General features: G+C 68.1%; 13 protein-coding genes. 8 read left to right on the top strand and 5 right to left on the bottom strand.

What is annotated here, in order from left to right:
- Positions 1 to 23: 23 nt before the first annotated feature.
- The 3 genes from pstC to QE385_RS03050 form a co-directional block, all read right to left on the bottom strand.
- Positions 24 to 1,400, bottom strand: a complete 1,377-nt coding sequence (gene pstC, locus QE385_RS03060; RefSeq protein WP_307098951.1) for a phosphate ABC transporter permease subunit PstC — start codon at positions 1,398 to 1,400, stop codon at positions 24 to 26.
- Positions 1,397 to 2,443: a substrate-binding domain-containing protein gene (locus QE385_RS03055; RefSeq protein ID WP_307104532.1), complete on the bottom strand. Its 1,047-nt coding sequence runs from the start codon at positions 2,441 to 2,443 to the stop codon at positions 1,397 to 1,399. Before QE385_RS03055 ends, pstC begins: the two co-directional genes overlap by 4 nt.
- A gap of 72 nt (positions 2,444 to 2,515) precedes the next feature.
- Entirely contained in the window at positions 2,516 to 3,805 is a 1,290-nt protein-coding gene (locus QE385_RS03050) for a sensor histidine kinase (protein ID WP_373424623.1), read from the bottom strand.
- A 61-nt stretch (positions 3,806 to 3,866) separates the two neighbouring features.
- On the opposite strand from QE385_RS03050, the gene QE385_RS03045 reads away from it, so the two are divergent.
- Genes QE385_RS03045 through QE385_RS03030 form a run of 4 tightly spaced genes read left to right on the top strand, consistent with a single transcriptional unit; the run spans position 3,867 to position 6,462 of the window.
- Positions 3,867 to 4,310 (top strand): hypothetical protein, encoded by a 444-nt coding sequence (locus tag QE385_RS03045; RefSeq protein ID WP_373424622.1) that lies wholly within the window; start codon positions 3,867 to 3,869, stop codon positions 4,308 to 4,310.
- A 3-nt stretch (positions 4,311 to 4,313) separates the two neighbouring features.
- A complete protein-coding gene (locus QE385_RS03040) occupies positions 4,314 to 4,595 on the top strand; it encodes an HPr-rel-A system PqqD family peptide chaperone (RefSeq protein WP_307098949.1) in 282 nt (93 codons plus the stop codon).
- A complete protein-coding gene (locus QE385_RS03035; protein ID WP_307098947.1) occupies positions 4,592 to 5,437 on the top strand; it encodes an HprK-related kinase A in 846 nt (281 codons plus the stop codon). Before QE385_RS03040 ends, QE385_RS03035 begins: the two co-directional genes overlap by 4 nt.
- Positions 5,434 to 6,462: a nucleotidyltransferase family protein gene (locus tag QE385_RS03030; protein ID WP_307098945.1), complete on the top strand. Its 1,029-nt coding sequence runs from the start codon at positions 5,434 to 5,436 to the stop codon at positions 6,460 to 6,462. The genes QE385_RS03035 and QE385_RS03030 overlap by 4 nt, the downstream gene beginning before the upstream one ends.
- On the opposite strand, the gene QE385_RS03025 is transcribed toward QE385_RS03030, so the two are convergent.
- Entirely contained in the window at positions 6,422 to 7,114 is a 693-nt protein-coding gene (locus QE385_RS03025) for an HAD-IA family hydrolase (protein ID WP_307098943.1), read from the bottom strand. The two genes, QE385_RS03030 and QE385_RS03025, sit on opposite strands and share 41 nt — an antisense overlap.
- Positions 7,115 to 7,177: 63 nt before the next feature.
- Here QE385_RS03025 and glmU point away from each other — a divergent pair, with 63 nt between their 5' ends.
- The 4 genes from glmU (at position 7,178) to QE385_RS03005 (ending at position 14,166) form a co-directional block, all read left to right on the top strand.
- Positions 7,178 to 8,542, top strand: a complete 1,365-nt coding sequence (gene glmU / locus QE385_RS03020; RefSeq protein ID WP_307098941.1) for a bifunctional UDP-N-acetylglucosamine diphosphorylase/glucosamine-1-phosphate N-acetyltransferase GlmU — start codon at positions 7,178 to 7,180, stop codon at positions 8,540 to 8,542.
- Between the two features lie 7 nt (positions 8,543 to 8,549).
- A complete protein-coding gene (gene glmS / locus QE385_RS03015; protein ID WP_307098940.1) occupies positions 8,550 to 10,373 on the top strand; it encodes a glutamine--fructose-6-phosphate transaminase (isomerizing) in 1,824 nt (607 codons plus the stop codon).
- 92 nt (positions 10,374 to 10,465) lie between these two features.
- On the top strand, positions 10,466 to 12,355 hold the full coding sequence (locus tag QE385_RS03010; protein WP_307098938.1) for a bifunctional diguanylate cyclase/phosphodiesterase: 1,890 nt from the start codon (positions 10,466 to 10,468) through the stop codon (positions 12,353 to 12,355).
- A gap of 5 nt (positions 12,356 to 12,360) precedes the next feature.
- The gene (locus tag QE385_RS03005) at positions 12,361 to 14,166 is read left to right on the top strand and encodes a sensor histidine kinase (RefSeq protein ID WP_307098935.1); all 1,806 of its coding nucleotides are present in this window, start codon (positions 12,361 to 12,363) and stop codon (positions 14,164 to 14,166) included.
- Between the two features lie 8 nt (positions 14,167 to 14,174).
- Here the strand turns inward: QE385_RS03005 and dinB are convergent, their stop codons facing one another.
- Complete coding sequence (dinB, locus tag QE385_RS03000; protein WP_307098933.1) at positions 14,175 to 15,284, bottom strand: DNA polymerase IV; 1,110 nt, start codon at positions 15,282 to 15,284, stop codon at positions 14,175 to 14,177.
- Between the last annotated feature and the right edge of the window lie 150 nt (positions 15,285 to 15,434).

Below are 15,434 nucleotides of genomic sequence, written 5' to 3'. Positions count from 1 at the left end.
CGTCCGCCGGGGAAGGGGGCGGGCTATTCATAGGTTTCCCGGTAACGCTTCACCACGCTCAGCGCGATGATGTTGAGCAGCAGCGTGATGACGAACAGCGTCAGCCCCAGCGCGAAGGCGGCGAGCGTCTTGGGGCTGTCGAACTCCGCCTCGCCGGTCAGCAGGTCGACGATCTGGCGGGTGACGGTCGTGGTGCTGGCAAAGGGATTGGCGGTCAGGGTCGCAACCCCGCTTGCCGCCATGACGACGATCATCGTCTCGCCGATCGCGCGGCTGACCGCCAGCAGGACGCCGCCGACCACGCCGGGCAGGGCGGCGGGCAGCATGACGCGGGTGATCGTCTCGGACGGGGTCGCCCCCATCGCCAGGCTGCCGTCGCGCATCGAATCGGGCACCGCAGCCAGGCTGTCGTCGGCCATGGACGAGACGAAGGGGATGATCATCACCCCCATGACCAGCCCGGCCGCCAGCGCGCTTTCCGACGATGCCCATTCGATGCCGATCGACACCGCGAACTGGCGGACGGCGGGCGCGACGATCAGCGCGGCGAAATAGCCATAGACGACGGTCGGGATGCCTGCGAGCACCTCCAGCACCGGCTTCATGATCCGGCGCGCGCGCGGCTGGGCATATTGGGTGAGGTAGATGGCGCTCATCAGCCCGAACGGAATGGCCACCGCCATCGCGATCACCGCGCCGATGAAGAACGTCCCCCAGAACAGCGGCACCGCGCCCAGCGACGCGCCCGGATCGCGAGGATCGATGACCTGCGGGCTCCAATGCGCGCCGAACAGGAAGTCGGTGATGGGCACCACCGCAAAGAAGCGCCCGGCCTCGTAGAGCAGCGAGGCGACGATCCCGGCGGTCGTCAGGATCGCGATGAGCGAGGCGCCGAGCAGCAGCCCCAGCACCACCCGCTCGATCCGCGTCCGCGCCGAAAAGTCGGGTCGGACCCGCAGATAGGCATAGGCGCCGCCCGCCAGCGCGAGCAGCAGGACGATGGCGGTCGCGATCCAGTCGATGCGCGTCTGGGCGGTCGCGTAAGCGGGGGCCAGGGTGCGCGAAAGCGTATGGAAGGCCCCGTGCGCCTGTCCGGCGGCCAGCGCCCGCGCTTCGGACAGGATCGCCGCCCGCTCGAACCCCGGCGGCGGCAAGCGTCCGGCGGCGGGCGTGCCCAGCACCATATCGGTGACGAGCGCGGGCGAGGTCGCGGCCCAGAACGCTAGGAAGATCAGCGGCGGCGCGGCGGTCCACAGCGCGACATACCAGCCATGATGATGCGGCAGCGAGCGGACCCGTCCGCCCGTCCGCCGCCGAAAGCCGAGCGCGCGCATGCGTGTCGTCGCCCAGGCGATGACACCCAATCCGACGATCAGGACCAGAAGGATGACGCCGTTCATGACGGCAGGGTCGCCGGATCGAGGGCGGTCTCGTTCGCGATGATGGACCGCGCGCGTGCCTGGACCCCGGCGGGCGCCGCGATCAGCCCGCGCCGGACCAGCGGCCCGCCACGCCCCCAATTGGCGGCATAGAGCGACAGGAACTGGCGCAGTCCCGGAATGGCATCGAGATGCGCCTTCTTGACGTAGAGATAGAGCAGCCGCGAACCCGGATAACGGTCGGCGGCGATCGCCTCATAGCTGGGGGCGATGCCGTCGATCGCCACCCCGTTCACCGTATTGCGGTTTTCCTCGAGATAGGAATAGCCGAACACGCCCAGCGCATCGGGGTTGGATTGCAGCTTCTGGACGATCAGATTATCGTTCTCGCCCGCATCGATATAGGCGCCGTCGTCACGGACGCGGGTGCAGAGCAGGCGGTGGGCATCGGGATCGTGATGCGCCAGCGCCGCCGCGCCCGGTTCGACCGCATCGCATCCGCGCATCAGGATCAGTTCGGCCAGCGCGTCGCGCGTGCCGCTGGTCGCGGGGGGGCCATAGACCTGGATCGGAATGGCGGGCAGGGCGGGATTGACGTCATGCCAGGTCCGCGCCGTGTTGGGCCGCCCGCCGGGATGCGCCGCGAGCGCCCGGTAGAGGTCGACGGTGCTCAGCGCCATGCGCGGCCCGCGCTTCGATTCGGCAAAGGCGATGCCGTCGATCCCGATCGGAATCTCCAGCAGCGCGGCCGCACCATGCGCGGCGCAATCGCGATATTCGGCGGCCTTCATCCGGCGCGAGGCGTTTTCGATATCGGGATGAGCCGCGCCGATCCCGGCGCAGAACAGCTTCATGCCCGCGCCCGTGCCCGTCGACTCGATCACCGGCGCCTTGGCATCGGGATCGGCGGTGACGAAACGCTCGGCGATGATGGTCGTGAAGGGATAGACGGTGGAGGAGCCGACCGCCGTGATCTGATCCCGCACGCCCGCGCCGCCGCCATTGGCCTGATCGTGACAGGCCGCCAGCGCGACGATCGCGGCGAGAAGGCAGGGCAGGCGCATCATGATCCTTGAGCACACCGGAACGGGTGTGGACCGGCGCTGCCACGCCCACCGGACCTCCGTGTGACATTTCTATTGCGGTTTTGTGACAGCGCCCTCGGAAACGGGTTTCTCGCTGGATTTTATCGGGGGCAGGCGGACGGTGACGGTCGTTCCCACCCCGACCTCGCTGGCGATATCCAGCCGTCCGCGATGCCGCTCGACGATATGCTTGACGATCGCGAGCCCCAGTCCGGTGCCGCCGACGCTGCGGCTCCGCCCCGAATCGACGCGGTAGAAACGCTCGGTCAGGCGGGGGATATGCCCCGGCGCGATGCCCTCGCCCCGGTCCGCCACCGTCAGGCGCAGCATGGGCCCGTCGCGGTCCAGCGTGACGCGCACCGGGGTTTCGGCGCGTCCATATTTCATTGCATTGCCGATCAGATTGTGGAGCATCTGCGACAATTGCGCGCGGTCGCCCGCGATCGGCGGCAACCCCTCGGCCACGTCGCAGCCGATGTCCTCGGCCCGCGGCGAGCCGGAGTCGAGGAACTCGTCCCAGACATGCTGGACCAGGTCGGCCATGGCGACCGGCTGGGCGGGCTGGCGATATTTGTCCGCCTCGATCCGGCTGAGCGAGATGAGGTCCTCGACCAGCCGCTGCATCCGGCGTGCCTCGTCGAACATCACCTTCAGGAACCGCGCGCGGATCTCGGCATCCTCGCCCGCCTCGTCGCCCAGCGTCTCGATGAACCCCAGGATCGAGGCGAGGGGGGTGCGCAGTTCGTGGCTGGCATTGGCGACGAAATCGACGCGCATCCGCTCGGCGGCGTCGTGCGCGGTCTGGTCGATCAGATGGACGATCCGCTGCCCACCGCTGGTGTCGGCGAGCCGCATCTCCCAGCGATGGTCGAGCGAGCCGAGCCCGACGAGCGAAATGGGATGGTCGGGGGCGGTCGCACCCGGAGCCATCAACCGTTCGGCGGCGGCGGGATGGCGGATGGCGATCCGCGCATCCTCACCGACGATATGCGCGCCCAGCAGCGTGCGGGCGGCGCGGTTGGCCAGCGTAACCCGGCCGCGTTCGATCAGCAGCACCGGCTCGACGATCGCGTCCAGCGCCTCGGTCAGCAGGGGGGACAGCGTATCGCCGTCCTCGACCTGCGCATCGTCCTCCTCCGCGTCGGCCGCCTCGCCCTCGCTCGCGACCAGCGCGGCGGCGATCCCGCCGACCAGCGTGATGATCGCGGGCCCCGGCCCGGCGGTCAGGAACACCACGACCGCAGCGACCACCGCCACCACGATGCCCCACAAGGTGCGAATGCCGAATCCCATGATGTCGCCGATGTAGCGGGCGCGGCTCGCCCTGTCTTCCCGCAACATCCGCCCTCTCCCGATGCGGGGCAGGCGGGATCGCACAGGTGCTTGTCGCGAAAGCGCGAATATGGGACATCCGCTTCACATGGACGAGACGCCCCAGCCCCACCGGACCGACGATGACGGCCCCGAGCCGTCGCGTGCCGCCACATCCAGCCGCCGCGCGCTGATGCTGGGGGCGATCGGGGCGAGCACGGTGGTCGCGATCCGCCCCGCGCTGGCGCAGACGACGGGCTCGGTGCTGAACTGCCAGATCCCCGTTCCCGATCCGGGGCGCGCGGGCAGCTATATCGCGCGTGACGGATCTACCGTGCCGGCGCGCACGCAGGGCTCATTTGCTCCCCCCAGCCGGCCCTATACCGGCGAGGAAGTGAAGCGCGCCCTGCAGGGTGGCCAACTCCCCAATTCCAACTCCCTCAGCAACCGGGCCTATCTCAACTATATCCGCCGGTTGCAGCGGGGGCAGGGCGGCTTCACCTGCTATGCCTCGCTCCAGATGCCGGGCGGCTGACCCATGGCCGCTCCGCGCTACCGCGCGGCGGGGGCGGAGCTGTTGCTGGTCGAGCCGCTGGACATGTTCACCGCCGTCTTCCACCGGCCGTCGGGCATCACCCATTTGCTGACCGAACCCGCGCCGCAAATCCTGCGCGCGCTGGCGGATGCGCCGCTGGACGCCGGGGCGCTGCTGGCCCGGCTGTCGCGGGACTTCGATCTGGGCAATCCGGGCGATGCGGAGGCGATGCTGCTGGCCCGGCTGGCCGAGCTGGAGGCGGCGGGGCTGGTCGAGCGGGTATGAGGTATCGGACGACCCTGCGCGTCGGGCCGGTCGGCTTTCGCATCGGCTCCGACTGGCGAGGGCCGATCGCGGCGGTCGAAGCGCTGTACCGCGATTATCCGCGTGCCGAATTCGCCGATTTCAGCGTCCGACTGGAGGCGGGGCAGCCTTGGCGGCGATGGCTTCGCCCCTCCATCCATATCGGCGGCGATTACCGCTTGCCGGAGGCGGCGCCGCTGCCGCTGGCCCAGGGGCTGCTGGCGGCCGAACTGGGCATGAACCTGCAAATGGCGCTGGGGCATCGACGGCATGTGCTGCTCCATGCCTCGGTCGTGGCGCGCGGTGACAAGGCCATTGTGATGAGCGGCATCTCCGGCGCGGGCAAATCGACGCTGGCGCTGCTCCTTGCCGAGCGGGGCTGGCGGTTCATGGGCGACGAGTTTGCGCTGATCGATCCCGCATCGGGGCTCGCCTTTCCCTTCCCCCGCCCGGTCAGCCTGAAAAATGAGAGTCTGGCGGCCATTCCGGCAGGCCGGGTCACAGGACCTCTGCTGTCGGGAACGCCCAAGGGCGACATCCGCCATGTCGCGCCCGACCGCGCCGCCATCGCCGCGATGGACGAACCCGCGCGGCCCGCCCTGTTGCTGTTTCCCCGTTTCGGATTCCCGTCGGCGATCCGCCCGCTGCCCCCGGCCGAATGTTTCGTGCGGCTGACCCAGGCGTCGACCAATTATGTCGCGATGGGCGAGCCGGGGTTCCGCGCCCTGACCCGTCTGCGCGCCGAGGTTCCGGCGGTCGCCGTCGATTATCCCGATGGCGAAGCGGGGATCGCCGCCGTGGAAGCGCTATGGGCCGCGCTATGACCCCCGCTCTGACCCCCGTCGAGCGGCTGATCGCCCTGCTGCGCGAGCCGGGATGCGCACGGCAACTGACGGCCAGTGACTGGACGGCGGTGCTGACCGTCGCGCGGGCCGAGCTGCTGATCGGCACGCTGGCCTATCGGCTGGACGGATTGGACCTGCCGCCGCGCGTCGCCCTGTGCTTGGCCGATGCGAAAGCCGCGGCGGAGGAGGGACGGCGTGCGGCGCTGTGGGAGGCGAACCGCGTCGCCCATGCGCTGGCCCCGCTGGGTCGTCCGGTCATCCTGCTGAAGGGAACGGCCTTCGTGGCGGCGGGGCTGGCGGCGGGGTGTGGGCGATCGATCGGCGATTGCGACATATTGCTGCCCCAGACCGATCTGGACCGGGCCGAGGCCTGGCTGATCGAGGCGGGATGGGAGTGGGTCAAGCCCGACCCCTATGACGATCTTTACTATCGGCGATGGATGCACGAACTGCCGCCGCTGATCCATCGCGACCGCGACCGGATGCTCGACGTGCATCACACCATCCTGCCCCCGACCGCGCGACCCAATCCCGACGCGGCCGGGCTGATCGCGGGGGCGGTGCCGCTGGCCCATGGGCTGGCCGTGTTGTCGCACCTCGACATGATCGTCCATGGCGCCGCGCATCTGTTCGCCGATGGCGACCTGACGGGCGGGCTGCGCAATCTCTGGGATATCCACGCGCTGGTCGGCGAAGGGGGCTGCGAGGGGCTGGCCGAGCGGGCCCGCCATCATGGGCTGGACCGAGCCGTCGCCCGCGCGATGCGGTTGAGCCATGTGCTGTTCGGCACGCCCGTGCCGCCGCAATGGCAGGCGCTGACGCTGGCCGACCGTCTCTATCGCCGCCGCATCCTGGCGCGTGACGGCTGGGGAGGCGGGCGGCATCCCCTGACCCGCCTGGCCTTCTATCTGCGTTCGCACCTGATCCGGATGCCCCTGCCGCTCCTCCTGCGGCACCTGTGGATCAAGGGGCGGAAGGCGCGAGCCGCTCCAGCGTCGGGATGAGGTCGTCATAGCCGTCGATGATCGCATCGGCGCCCAGCGTCTCGACCGGCTGGCTCAGGAAGCCGAAGGAACAGGCGATCACCGGCAGGCCGGCGGCCTTGGCGGCCTGCACGTCGAAGATCGAATCGCCGACAAAGGCCGCCGCCCCGCCGCCGCACCGGGCGACGAGCGCCTGGATCGGCACCGGCGAGGGCTTGGCGACGCCCATCGTGTCGCCACCGATGATCGCATCGAACCGGTCGGTCAGCCCCAGCCCGTCCAGGATCGCCCGTGCGAAGCGTTCCAGCTTGTTGGTCATGACGCCCAGCCGGACGCCGCGCAGTGCCAGCTCGTCGAGCGCCGCCAGCGTGCCCGGAAAGGGGCATGTATGATCCGCCAGATGCGCCTCATAATGGTCCAGCAGCCGCTGGTGCAGAACATCCAGCGTCTCGTTATCGCATCCCCCGGTCGCCGCCAGCCCATGTTCCAGCATCCGCCGCGCACCCCCGCCGATCATCGGCTTCACCGCCTCGACATCGAGGGCCGGACGCCCGATCGAGGCCAGCGCATGATTGACCGCCGCCGCCAGGTCGCCGCTGGTGTCGAGCAAGGTGCCGTCCAGATCGAAGCCCACGATGGAAAAAGGAAAACGGTCGGGTGAATTCGCGTCCATGAGCCATCCTGCGCCAAGTCTCGGTATGGCTTTGGCAAGAAATCCATGGCAGGCGCAACCATCATGACGAGACCAGTCGCCGCCATCATCCTTGCCGCGGGCAAGGGCACCCGCATGAAGTCCGACCTGCACAAGGTCCTTCACCCGATCGCCGGGCGGCCGATGCTGCTCCACCTGATCGACAGCGTCGGGGCGCTCTCGCCCGAACGCATGGTCGTGGTGACGGGCGCCGGGCGCGAGCAGGTCGAGGCGGCCGTGACGCCGCTGGGCGTGCGTACCGCGCTTCAGGCCGAGCAGCTCGGTACGGCGCATGCGGTGGCGCAGGCGCGCGACGCGCTGTCGGGCTTTATGGGCGATGTGCTGATCCTGTATGGCGACGTGCCGCTGGTCGAGACCGCGACGATGCGCCGGATGATCGATCGGCTGGCCGAGGCGGACAGTCCTGCGGCGGTGGTGCTCGGCTTCCGACCCGCCGACCCCGCCGCCTATGGCCGGGTGATCGCCGATGCCGACGGACGCATCGACCGCATGGTCGAGTTCAAGGATGCCAGTGCCGAAGAGCGTGCCGTAACCCTTTGCAATTCGGGCCTCATGGCGGTCCGTTCGGAGGATCTGTTCGGCCTGCTCGACCGGGTCGGCAACGACAATGCGGCGGGCGAATATTATCTGCCCGATATCGTCATGCTGGCGGCCGGCGACGGACGTCCTTCGGCGGTGATCGAGACGAGCGCCGGGGAAGTGGCGGGCGTCAACAGCCGCGCCGAGCTGGCGGTGGTGGAGGGCGACTGGCAGGTCCGTCGCCGCGCCCGTGCGATGGCCGACGGCGCCACGCTGATCGCGCCGGAGACGGTGTGGTTCGCCCATGACACCCGGATCGGCCGTGACGTGGTGATCGAACCCCATGTCGTCTTCGGCCCCGGCGTCCATGTGGCGGACGGCGTGACCATCCATGCCTTCAGCCATCTGGAGGGCGCGACCGTGGCGAGCGGCGCCGATATCGGCCCCTATGCACGCCTCCGCCCCGGTGCCGATGTGCGCGAGGGCGCACGGGTCGGCAATTTCGTCGAGATGAAGAAGGCGGTGCTCGGCCCCGGTGCCAAGGCGAACCACCTGACCTATCTGGGCGATGCCGAGGTCGGCGCGAACGCCAATATCGGCGCGGGTACGATCACCTGCAATTATGACGGCTTCCTCAAATATCGCACCGTGATCGGCGAGGGCGCGTTCATCGGTTCCAACTCGGCGCTGGTCGCCCCGGTCCAGGTGGGTGCGGGCGCGATCGTCGGCGCGGGCTCGGTCGTGACGAGCGATGTCGAGGCTGACGCGCTGGCGCTGGTCCGGGCGGAGCGGCAGACCAAGGCGGGTTGGGCCAAGCGTTTCAGAGAGATGATGACGGCCAGGAAGGCCGCGAAAAAGGCTGGGGAGTAAAGGGCTTATGTGCGGTATCGTAGGAATTCTGGGCGGAGACGACGTTGCCGAGCGGCTGCTCGACGGGCTGCGTCGCCTGGAATATCGCGGATATGACTCGGCGGGTATCGCGACGATCGACCAGGGTTCGATCGAGCGGCGTCGCGCATCGGGCAAGCTGGTCAATCTGGCGCGCGAGCTTGCCGCGCATCCGCTGCCCGGCACTATCGGTATCGCCCATACCCGCTGGGCGACGCATGGCGGCCCCACCACCAACAACGCACACCCCCATGCGACCGATCATGTCGCGGTCGTCCACAATGGAATCATCGAGAATTTCAAGGCGTTGCGCGACGAACTGATCGGTCGTGGCCACGTCTTCACCAGCGAGACCGACACCGAGGTCGTCGCCCATCTGGTCAGCGAGAAGGTCGAACAGGGGCTCGATCCGGTTGCGGCGGTCCGCGAGGTGCTGCCGCGCCTGCACGGTGCCTTCGCGCTCGCCATCCTGTTTCGCGACCAGCCCGATCTGCTGATCGGCGCGCGACTGGGCTCGCCGCTGGTCGTGGGATATGGCGATGACGAAACCTATCTGGGATCGGACGCGCTGGCGCTGGCCCCGCTCACCCAGCGCATCGCCTATCTCGACGAAGGCGATTGGGTCGTCTGCACCCGCGAGGGCGCGCAGGTCTATGACCGCGACAACAATCCGGTCGAGCGGCCCGTCACGATCTCGGGCGTGACCGGCGCGCTGATCGACAAGGGCAATCACCGCCACTTCATGCAGAAGGAGATTTACGAGCAGCCGATCGTCGTCGCCCAGACGCTTCGTTCGTATCTTCAACGGCTTGAGGGCAAGATCGCGCTTCCCATTCCCGAATTCGACCTGTCAGGGATCAAGCGCGTCACCATCGTCGCATGCGGCACCAGCTTCTATGCGGGCATGGTCGCGAAATACTGGTTCGAGCAGTTCGCGCGCGTGCCGGTCGACCTCGATGTCGCCTCCGAATTCCGCTACCGTGCGCCGGTGATGGAGCCGGGCGGGCTGATGATCGTCATCAGCCAGTCGGGTGAAACCGCCGACACGCTCGCCGCGCTCCGCCACGCCAAGGCCGAGGGGCAGACGATCGCCGCCGTCGTCAACGTGCCGACCAGCTCGATGGCGCGCGAGGCCGACCTGCTGCTCCCGACCCATGCCGGGCCGGAGATCGGCGTCGCCTCGACCAAGGCCTTTACCTGCCAGCTGAGCGTGCTGGCCGCACTCGCCGCCAATCTCGCCAAGGCCAAGGGGCGTCTGTCCGCCGACGAGGAACGGCAGATCGTCCGCCATCTGGCCGAAGCACCCGCCGCGATCAACGGCGCGCTGGCCTATGACGAGGCGATCGAAGGCATGGCGGGCACCGTCGCCGGCGCGCGCGATGTGCTGTATCTGGGCCGCGGCACCGACTATCCGCTGGCGCTGGAAGGCGCGCTGAAGCTCAAGGAAATCAGCTACATCCATGCCGAAGGCTATGCGGCGGGCGAAATGAAGCACGGCCCGATCGCGCTGATCGACGAGCATGTTCCCGTGATCGTCATCGCGCCGTCCGGCCCGCTGTTCGAGAAGACCGTCTCCAACATGCAGGAGGTCCAGGCGCGCGGCGGCAAGGTCGTGCTGATCTCCGACTATGACGGGATCGAGGCGGCGGGCGAGGGCTGTATCGCGACCATCACCATGCCCAAGGTCCACCCGCTGATCGCGCCGATCGTCTATGCGGTGCCGGTCCAGCTGCTCGCCTATCATGTCGCGGTCGCCAAGGGCACCGATGTCGACCAGCCCCGCAACCTGGCCAAGAGCGTCACCGTCGAGTGACGGGGAGCCAGACCTGACCATTTACGTCACTTTAAGCGTATCCGGTTACCATTGATCCATATAACGGGGATCGATGGATTCATGGTGACCGGATGCGCATACTGATCGTCGACGACGAACCGGCAATCCACGACAGCTATGCATTGTGCTTTTCCGGCCAGGGTCTGGCGCAGGACGCGATGCTCGACGCCATGGCCGCCGACCTGTTCGGCAAGCCCCAAGCATCGGATGACGAAGGCGATGCGGTGTTCGAGCGTCACCATTATCGCCAGGGCCAGGATGCCGTCGCGGCGGTCGAGCGGGCGCTGGCCGACGGCACGCCCTTTGCCGTCGCCTTCATCGACATCCGGATGCCGCCGGGGTTCGACGGACGCGAGACGGCACGGCGGATCCGGGCGCTGGACCCCGATATTCATCTGGTGATCGTCACCGGCTATTCCGACTTTTCGCCGGTCGAGATCAGCAAGGTCGCCGGGCCCGCCGACAAGATCTTCTATATCGCCAAGCCGTTCGAGGTCGCCGAGATCTGGCAGACCGCGCTGGCGCTGTGCCGTCGCTGGCAGAATGAGCGCGAGCTGGCGGCGACGCGGGTTCTGCTGGCCGCGCAGGTCGCCGCGCTGGAGGAAAAGACCGCCGAGCTGGAGGCCAATGAGAGCCGCGCCATGCATCTGGCGCTGCATGATGCCTTGACCGACGCGCCCAATCGCGTCGCCTTTCTGCGCGCGCTGGACGAGCGGGGTCGCCGGGGCGGCCGGTTCGTGACGGCGATGCTGGACCTCGACCGGTTCAAGCTGGTCAACGACACACTCGGCCATCTGGCGGGCGACGAACTGATCCGCGAGGTGTATGCCACGCTGAACCAGGCCGCACCCACCGGTGCGCTGATCGCGCGGCTGGGCGGCGACGAGTTCGGCATCCTGTTCGACAGCGCGCATCATGAGGTGGCCGTCGCCGCGTGCGAGCGGATCGTGACCGCCTGTGCGACCACCTTCAGCATATTGGGGCATTCGGTGCGCTGCGGCGCGTCATGCGGACTGGTGGTTCGGCAGGGCGGCACCGATGGCGATTCGATCGACCTGATCCGCCAGGCGGACATGGCGCTGAACGAGGCCAAGCGCGCCGGGCGCGGCGTCGTCCGGCTGTTCGATGCGCAGATGGACGACGGCATTCGCCTGCGTCGCGGTGTCGAGGCCGGGCTGACTCAGGCGCTCGCCCGTGACGAGCTGACCCTGGCCTTCCAGCCGATCGTCGGGCGCGCCGATCTCGACATTGTCGGGTTCGAGGCGCTGGTCCGGTGGGACACCGTCGAACATGGCGCGGTCAGCCCAACCATCTTCATCCCCATCGCCGAGGAGAGCAATCTCATTCACGAACTGGGCGACTGGGTGCTCGACCATGCGCTGGCCGAGTTGCGCCACTGGCCCGATCAATATGTTTCGGTCAATTTCAGCCCGATCCAGTTCCGCCGTTCGCATTTCGTCGCGCATATCCTCGACAGCGTGCAGAGGGCGGGGGTCGCCCCCGGCCGGGTCCAGATCGAGATTACCGAGACGGCGATCTTCGACGATGCCGAGCGCGCGGCCGAGACGCTGTGCGAACTGCGCGACCTGGGCTTCCGCATCGCTCTCGACGATTTCGGCACGGGTTATTCCAGCCTGTACAATATCCGCAAATTCGCGCTCGACTGTCTGAAGATCGATCGCAGCTTCATCGACGGCATGGGGCGTGAGCGCGAGTCCGACGCGATCGTCCACTCGATCATCCATCTCGGCCGCGCCCTTGGGTTGGGCGTGATCGCCGAGGGGGTCGAAACCGAGGCGCAGGCCCAGGCGCTGCGCGTCGCAGGGGCCAGTCACCTGCAGGGGTATCTCTTCTCCCACCCGATTCCCGCCGAACAGGCGCGGGCGCTGGCGGTGCAGCGTTACATGTCGCTGGACGGTATGCCGCCTACGCAACCCCCGATGGCCGGCGTGCAAGGCTGACCCTGATGCGTACCGCGATCCGGTGGTTGGGCGAATGGTCGCGTCGCCGATCGCTGCGCAATACGATGGTCGCGATGCTGACGCTGACCGGGATCGGCGGTGCGGTAGCGGTCGCGACCTTCCTGGCGCTCGTGATCTCACCCAGTTTCGACCGGCTGGAGCAGCAGGCGATCATGGGCTATCGCCAACGGGCGCAGACCCTGTTGGCCGATATCACCCAGCGGGTCGAGGAGATCGCGCGCGATCATGCCGGTATCGTGCCGGATGTGTTTCCCAATCATCCGATCCAGGGTGTGGCCTATCGGACCGCTGCCGATGGGCGGTGGAAGGCACGGTGGCGCGATCCCGGACATCCGGACGAGGCGGACGCCATGGCGTCCGCGCTGGCGGATGTGCTGAACCGCAGGGACCTTTCGCAGCTGCTTGAAGGACGGGATTCCAACAGCTTCTATCTGCCGCTGCGCGGGCGGATCGCCGCCATCGGTATCGCCACCGTCACCGGCATAGTGGGACGACCACGCGACTATCTCGCCGTCGCCCGCATTCTGACCCCCGCCCACCTGTCCCACGCAATGCACAAGACGGCGCGCCTGACCGGCCCCGCATCCGGACCGGACCGGACCATGTTCAAGGGCACGCGGCGCATGGAGATTGCCGTTCCGGTTCAGGGTCTGGATGGTCGCGCGGTCGGCATGGCGCGGTTCCGGATCTCGCGTGAGGTCACGTTGCTTGGCCGTCGGGTTCTCCTGTTGGCGACGGCCGGATCGATCCTGCTCCTGGTCTTCACGCTGCTGATGCTGCGGCGTGCGCTGGGATGGCTGGTGCTGGCACCGCTCGGCCGGGTCGAGCGCCATATGCAGCGGGTCCAGGCGTCGGGCGTCCTTTCTCCCTATCACGACAGGGAGGGGCGCGACGACGAATTCGGTTCGCTCGGCCGCAGTTTCAATGCGATGCTCAGCCAGTTGAAGGACCTGCGCGAACAGAATGAGATACAGAGCTTCGCGCTTGGCCGCTCGGAAAGCGCGGTGGCGGTGCTGCACAATGTCCGCAACGCGCTATCCCCGCTCGGCGCCATCCTCAGCCATGGCGGCGATCGGTCGCCCGCCTATGATCGCGCGCTGATCGACCGGGCCTTGGCGGAACTGGCGGGGGAGGACGTTGCGCCCGAACGCCGGACCAAGCTGGTGGCGTTCATCAGGGGCGCGCTCGATGCCGAGGCCAAGGCGCGCGAGGCGGTGCGGGCACGGATCGATATCGGGCGCGATGCGATGCGTCAGACGCTGGAGATCATCGGGGCGCAACAGGCCAGGGCGCATGAACGCCCTCCACGCGAACGCTGCGACGTCACCGACATCATCGCGCGCAACGCCACCATCGCCCGCTATTCGCAGGCCGCCTCGATCCATTTCGCCTTTCCCGCCCGGCCCTTTACCGTGCTGGCCAATCGGGTGATCCTGAGCCAGGTGGTCGGCAATCTGTTCGCCAATGCGATCGAGGCGATCGCCGCGACCGGGCGCGACCATGGTGCGATCACCGTCACCATCCAATCGGAGGGTGGCCGGGTGACGGTGCGGATCATGGATGACGGGGAAGGCTTCGACCCGGCGCTGGCGACCAAGCTGTTCCGGTCGGGCTTTTCCACCCGGACCGAGAAATCCGGCGGGCTGGGTCTCCACTGGTGCGCCAATTCCACGGCCGCGATGGGTGGATCGCTCGAACTGCATAGCCATGGGCAAGGATTGGGGGCGGTTGCGATCCTGGTCCTCGAGGCCGCTGAGGAGACGGAAGCGGACGCCGACCGGGCCGTGTGACCAAAGGCCTATAAGGGCAGTTCGGCCTGGCTCGGCCCATCCCCGCCGCCATGCGCCGCGTTGAGGCCCGACAGCGTCAGCCCCAACAGCCGGACGCCGCCGGCCAGCGGCAATTGCTGGTCGAGAAGGTCGAGACCGATCGCCAGGAATTGCGCTCGCTCGGTGATCGGGTGGCCGGTCGAGCGGGCGCGGGTGATGGTACGGAAGTCGCTGTATCGCAATTTCATCGTCACGGTCCGCCCGGCGACGCCGCTCCGCTCGATCCGGACCCATGCGGCCTCGACCACCCGCTCCAGCGCGGCCCGCAGCGCGTCGCGTTCGGTCAGGTCGTTCTCGAAGGTCCGCTCGGCGCCCACCGACTTGGCCTCGCGATGGGCGCGGACCGGGCGGTGGTCGATGCCACGCGCCGCACCGTGCAGATAGTCGGCATAGCTGCCGAAATGCCGTTGCAGGACATCCAGCGGCCGCTCGCGCAGATCCTGTCCGGTGAGGATGCCCAGCGCCTCCATCTTGCGCGCGGTGACCGGACCGACGCCGTGGAAACGCTTGACCGGCAGGGCGGCGACGAAGGCCGGTCCTTGCGCCGGAGGGATGATGCAAATGCCATCGGGCTTGTTCTGGTCGGAGGCGAGCTTGGCGATGAACTTGTTGTAGCTGACCCCGGCCGAGGCGGTCAGCCCGGTCTCCTCGCGAATGGCGGCCCGGATCGCCTCGGCGATCGCGGTGGCCGAACCCAGCCCGGCCCGATCGCTGGTGACGTCCAGATAGGCCTCGTCCAGCGACAGCGGCTCGATCTGGTCGGTATAGCGCGCGAAGATCGCCCGGATCTGCTGCGAAACGCTGCGATATACGTCGAAGCGCGGGGGAACGAACACCAGGTCGGGACAGCGGCGCAGCGCGGTGACCGACGGCATCGCGGACCGGACGCCATAGCCCCGCGCCTCGTAACTGGCCGCCGCCACCACGCCCCGCGCGCGCGATCCCCCCACGGCGACCGGCCGTCCACGCAGACCGGGATCGTCTCGCTGTTCGACCGACGCATAGAAGGCGTCCATATCCACATGGATGATCTTGCGGTTGTCGCCGACGGGGTCGGGGGCAGGGGGCTGGAGCGACACGGAAAAAAGCTCGTCAGGTTCGTCGGCCGATCAGGCACGGCCCTGGAAACGAAACAGGAACGCGGGCGGTTCGTCAAGTCGGATCCCGTCGCTCGCCGTGAAAGGCCGACACGCGGCGCATGGCGCGATTAACCCGGTTTTATGAGGTCG

Source organism: Sphingomonas sp. SORGH_AS_0950 (genome assembly GCF_030818415.1).
Classification (GTDB): Bacteria; Pseudomonadota; Alphaproteobacteria; order Sphingomonadales; family Sphingomonadaceae; genus Sphingomonas.
The sequence above is the reverse complement of the archived record's forward strand: the minus strand, read 5'-3'. Positions and strand labels throughout refer to the sequence as shown.

Bases quoted from the DNA above. Each gene is read 5' to 3' on its own strand.
- QE385_RS03035 (WP_307098947.1), top strand. From the start codon at position 4,592: ATGAGGTATCGGACGACCCTGCGCGTCGGGCCGGTCGGCTTTCGCATC.
- glmS (WP_307098940.1), top strand. From the start codon at position 8,550: ATGTGCGGTATCGTAGGAATTCTGGGCGGAGACGACGTTGCCGAGCGG.
- pstC (WP_307098951.1), bottom strand. From the start codon at position 1,400: ATGAACGGCGTCATCCTTCTGGTCCTGATCGTCGGATTGGGTGTCATC.
- QE385_RS03045 (WP_373424622.1), top strand. From the start codon at position 3,867: ATGGGACATCCGCTTCACATGGACGAGACGCCCCAGCCCCACCGGACC.
- QE385_RS03030 (WP_307098945.1), top strand. From the start codon at position 5,434: ATGACCCCCGCTCTGACCCCCGTCGAGCGGCTGATCGCCCTGCTGCGC.
- QE385_RS03050 (WP_373424623.1), bottom strand. From the start codon at position 3,805: ATGTTGCGGGAAGACAGGGCGAGCCGCGCCCGCTACATCGGCGACATC.
- QE385_RS03055 (WP_307104532.1), bottom strand. From the start codon at position 2,443: ATGCGCCTGCCCTGCCTTCTCGCCGCGATCGTCGCGCTGGCGGCCTGT.
- glmU (WP_307098941.1), top strand. From the start codon at position 7,178: ATGACGAGACCAGTCGCCGCCATCATCCTTGCCGCGGGCAAGGGCACC.
- QE385_RS03005 (WP_307098935.1), top strand. From the start codon at position 12,361: ATGCGTACCGCGATCCGGTGGTTGGGCGAATGGTCGCGTCGCCGATCG.
- QE385_RS03040 (WP_307098949.1), top strand. From the start codon at position 4,314: ATGGCCGCTCCGCGCTACCGCGCGGCGGGGGCGGAGCTGTTGCTGGTC.
- QE385_RS03010 (WP_307098938.1), top strand. From the start codon at position 10,466: ATGCGCATACTGATCGTCGACGACGAACCGGCAATCCACGACAGCTAT.
- QE385_RS03025 (WP_307098943.1), bottom strand. From the start codon at position 7,114: ATGGACGCGAATTCACCCGACCGTTTTCCTTTTTCCATCGTGGGCTTC.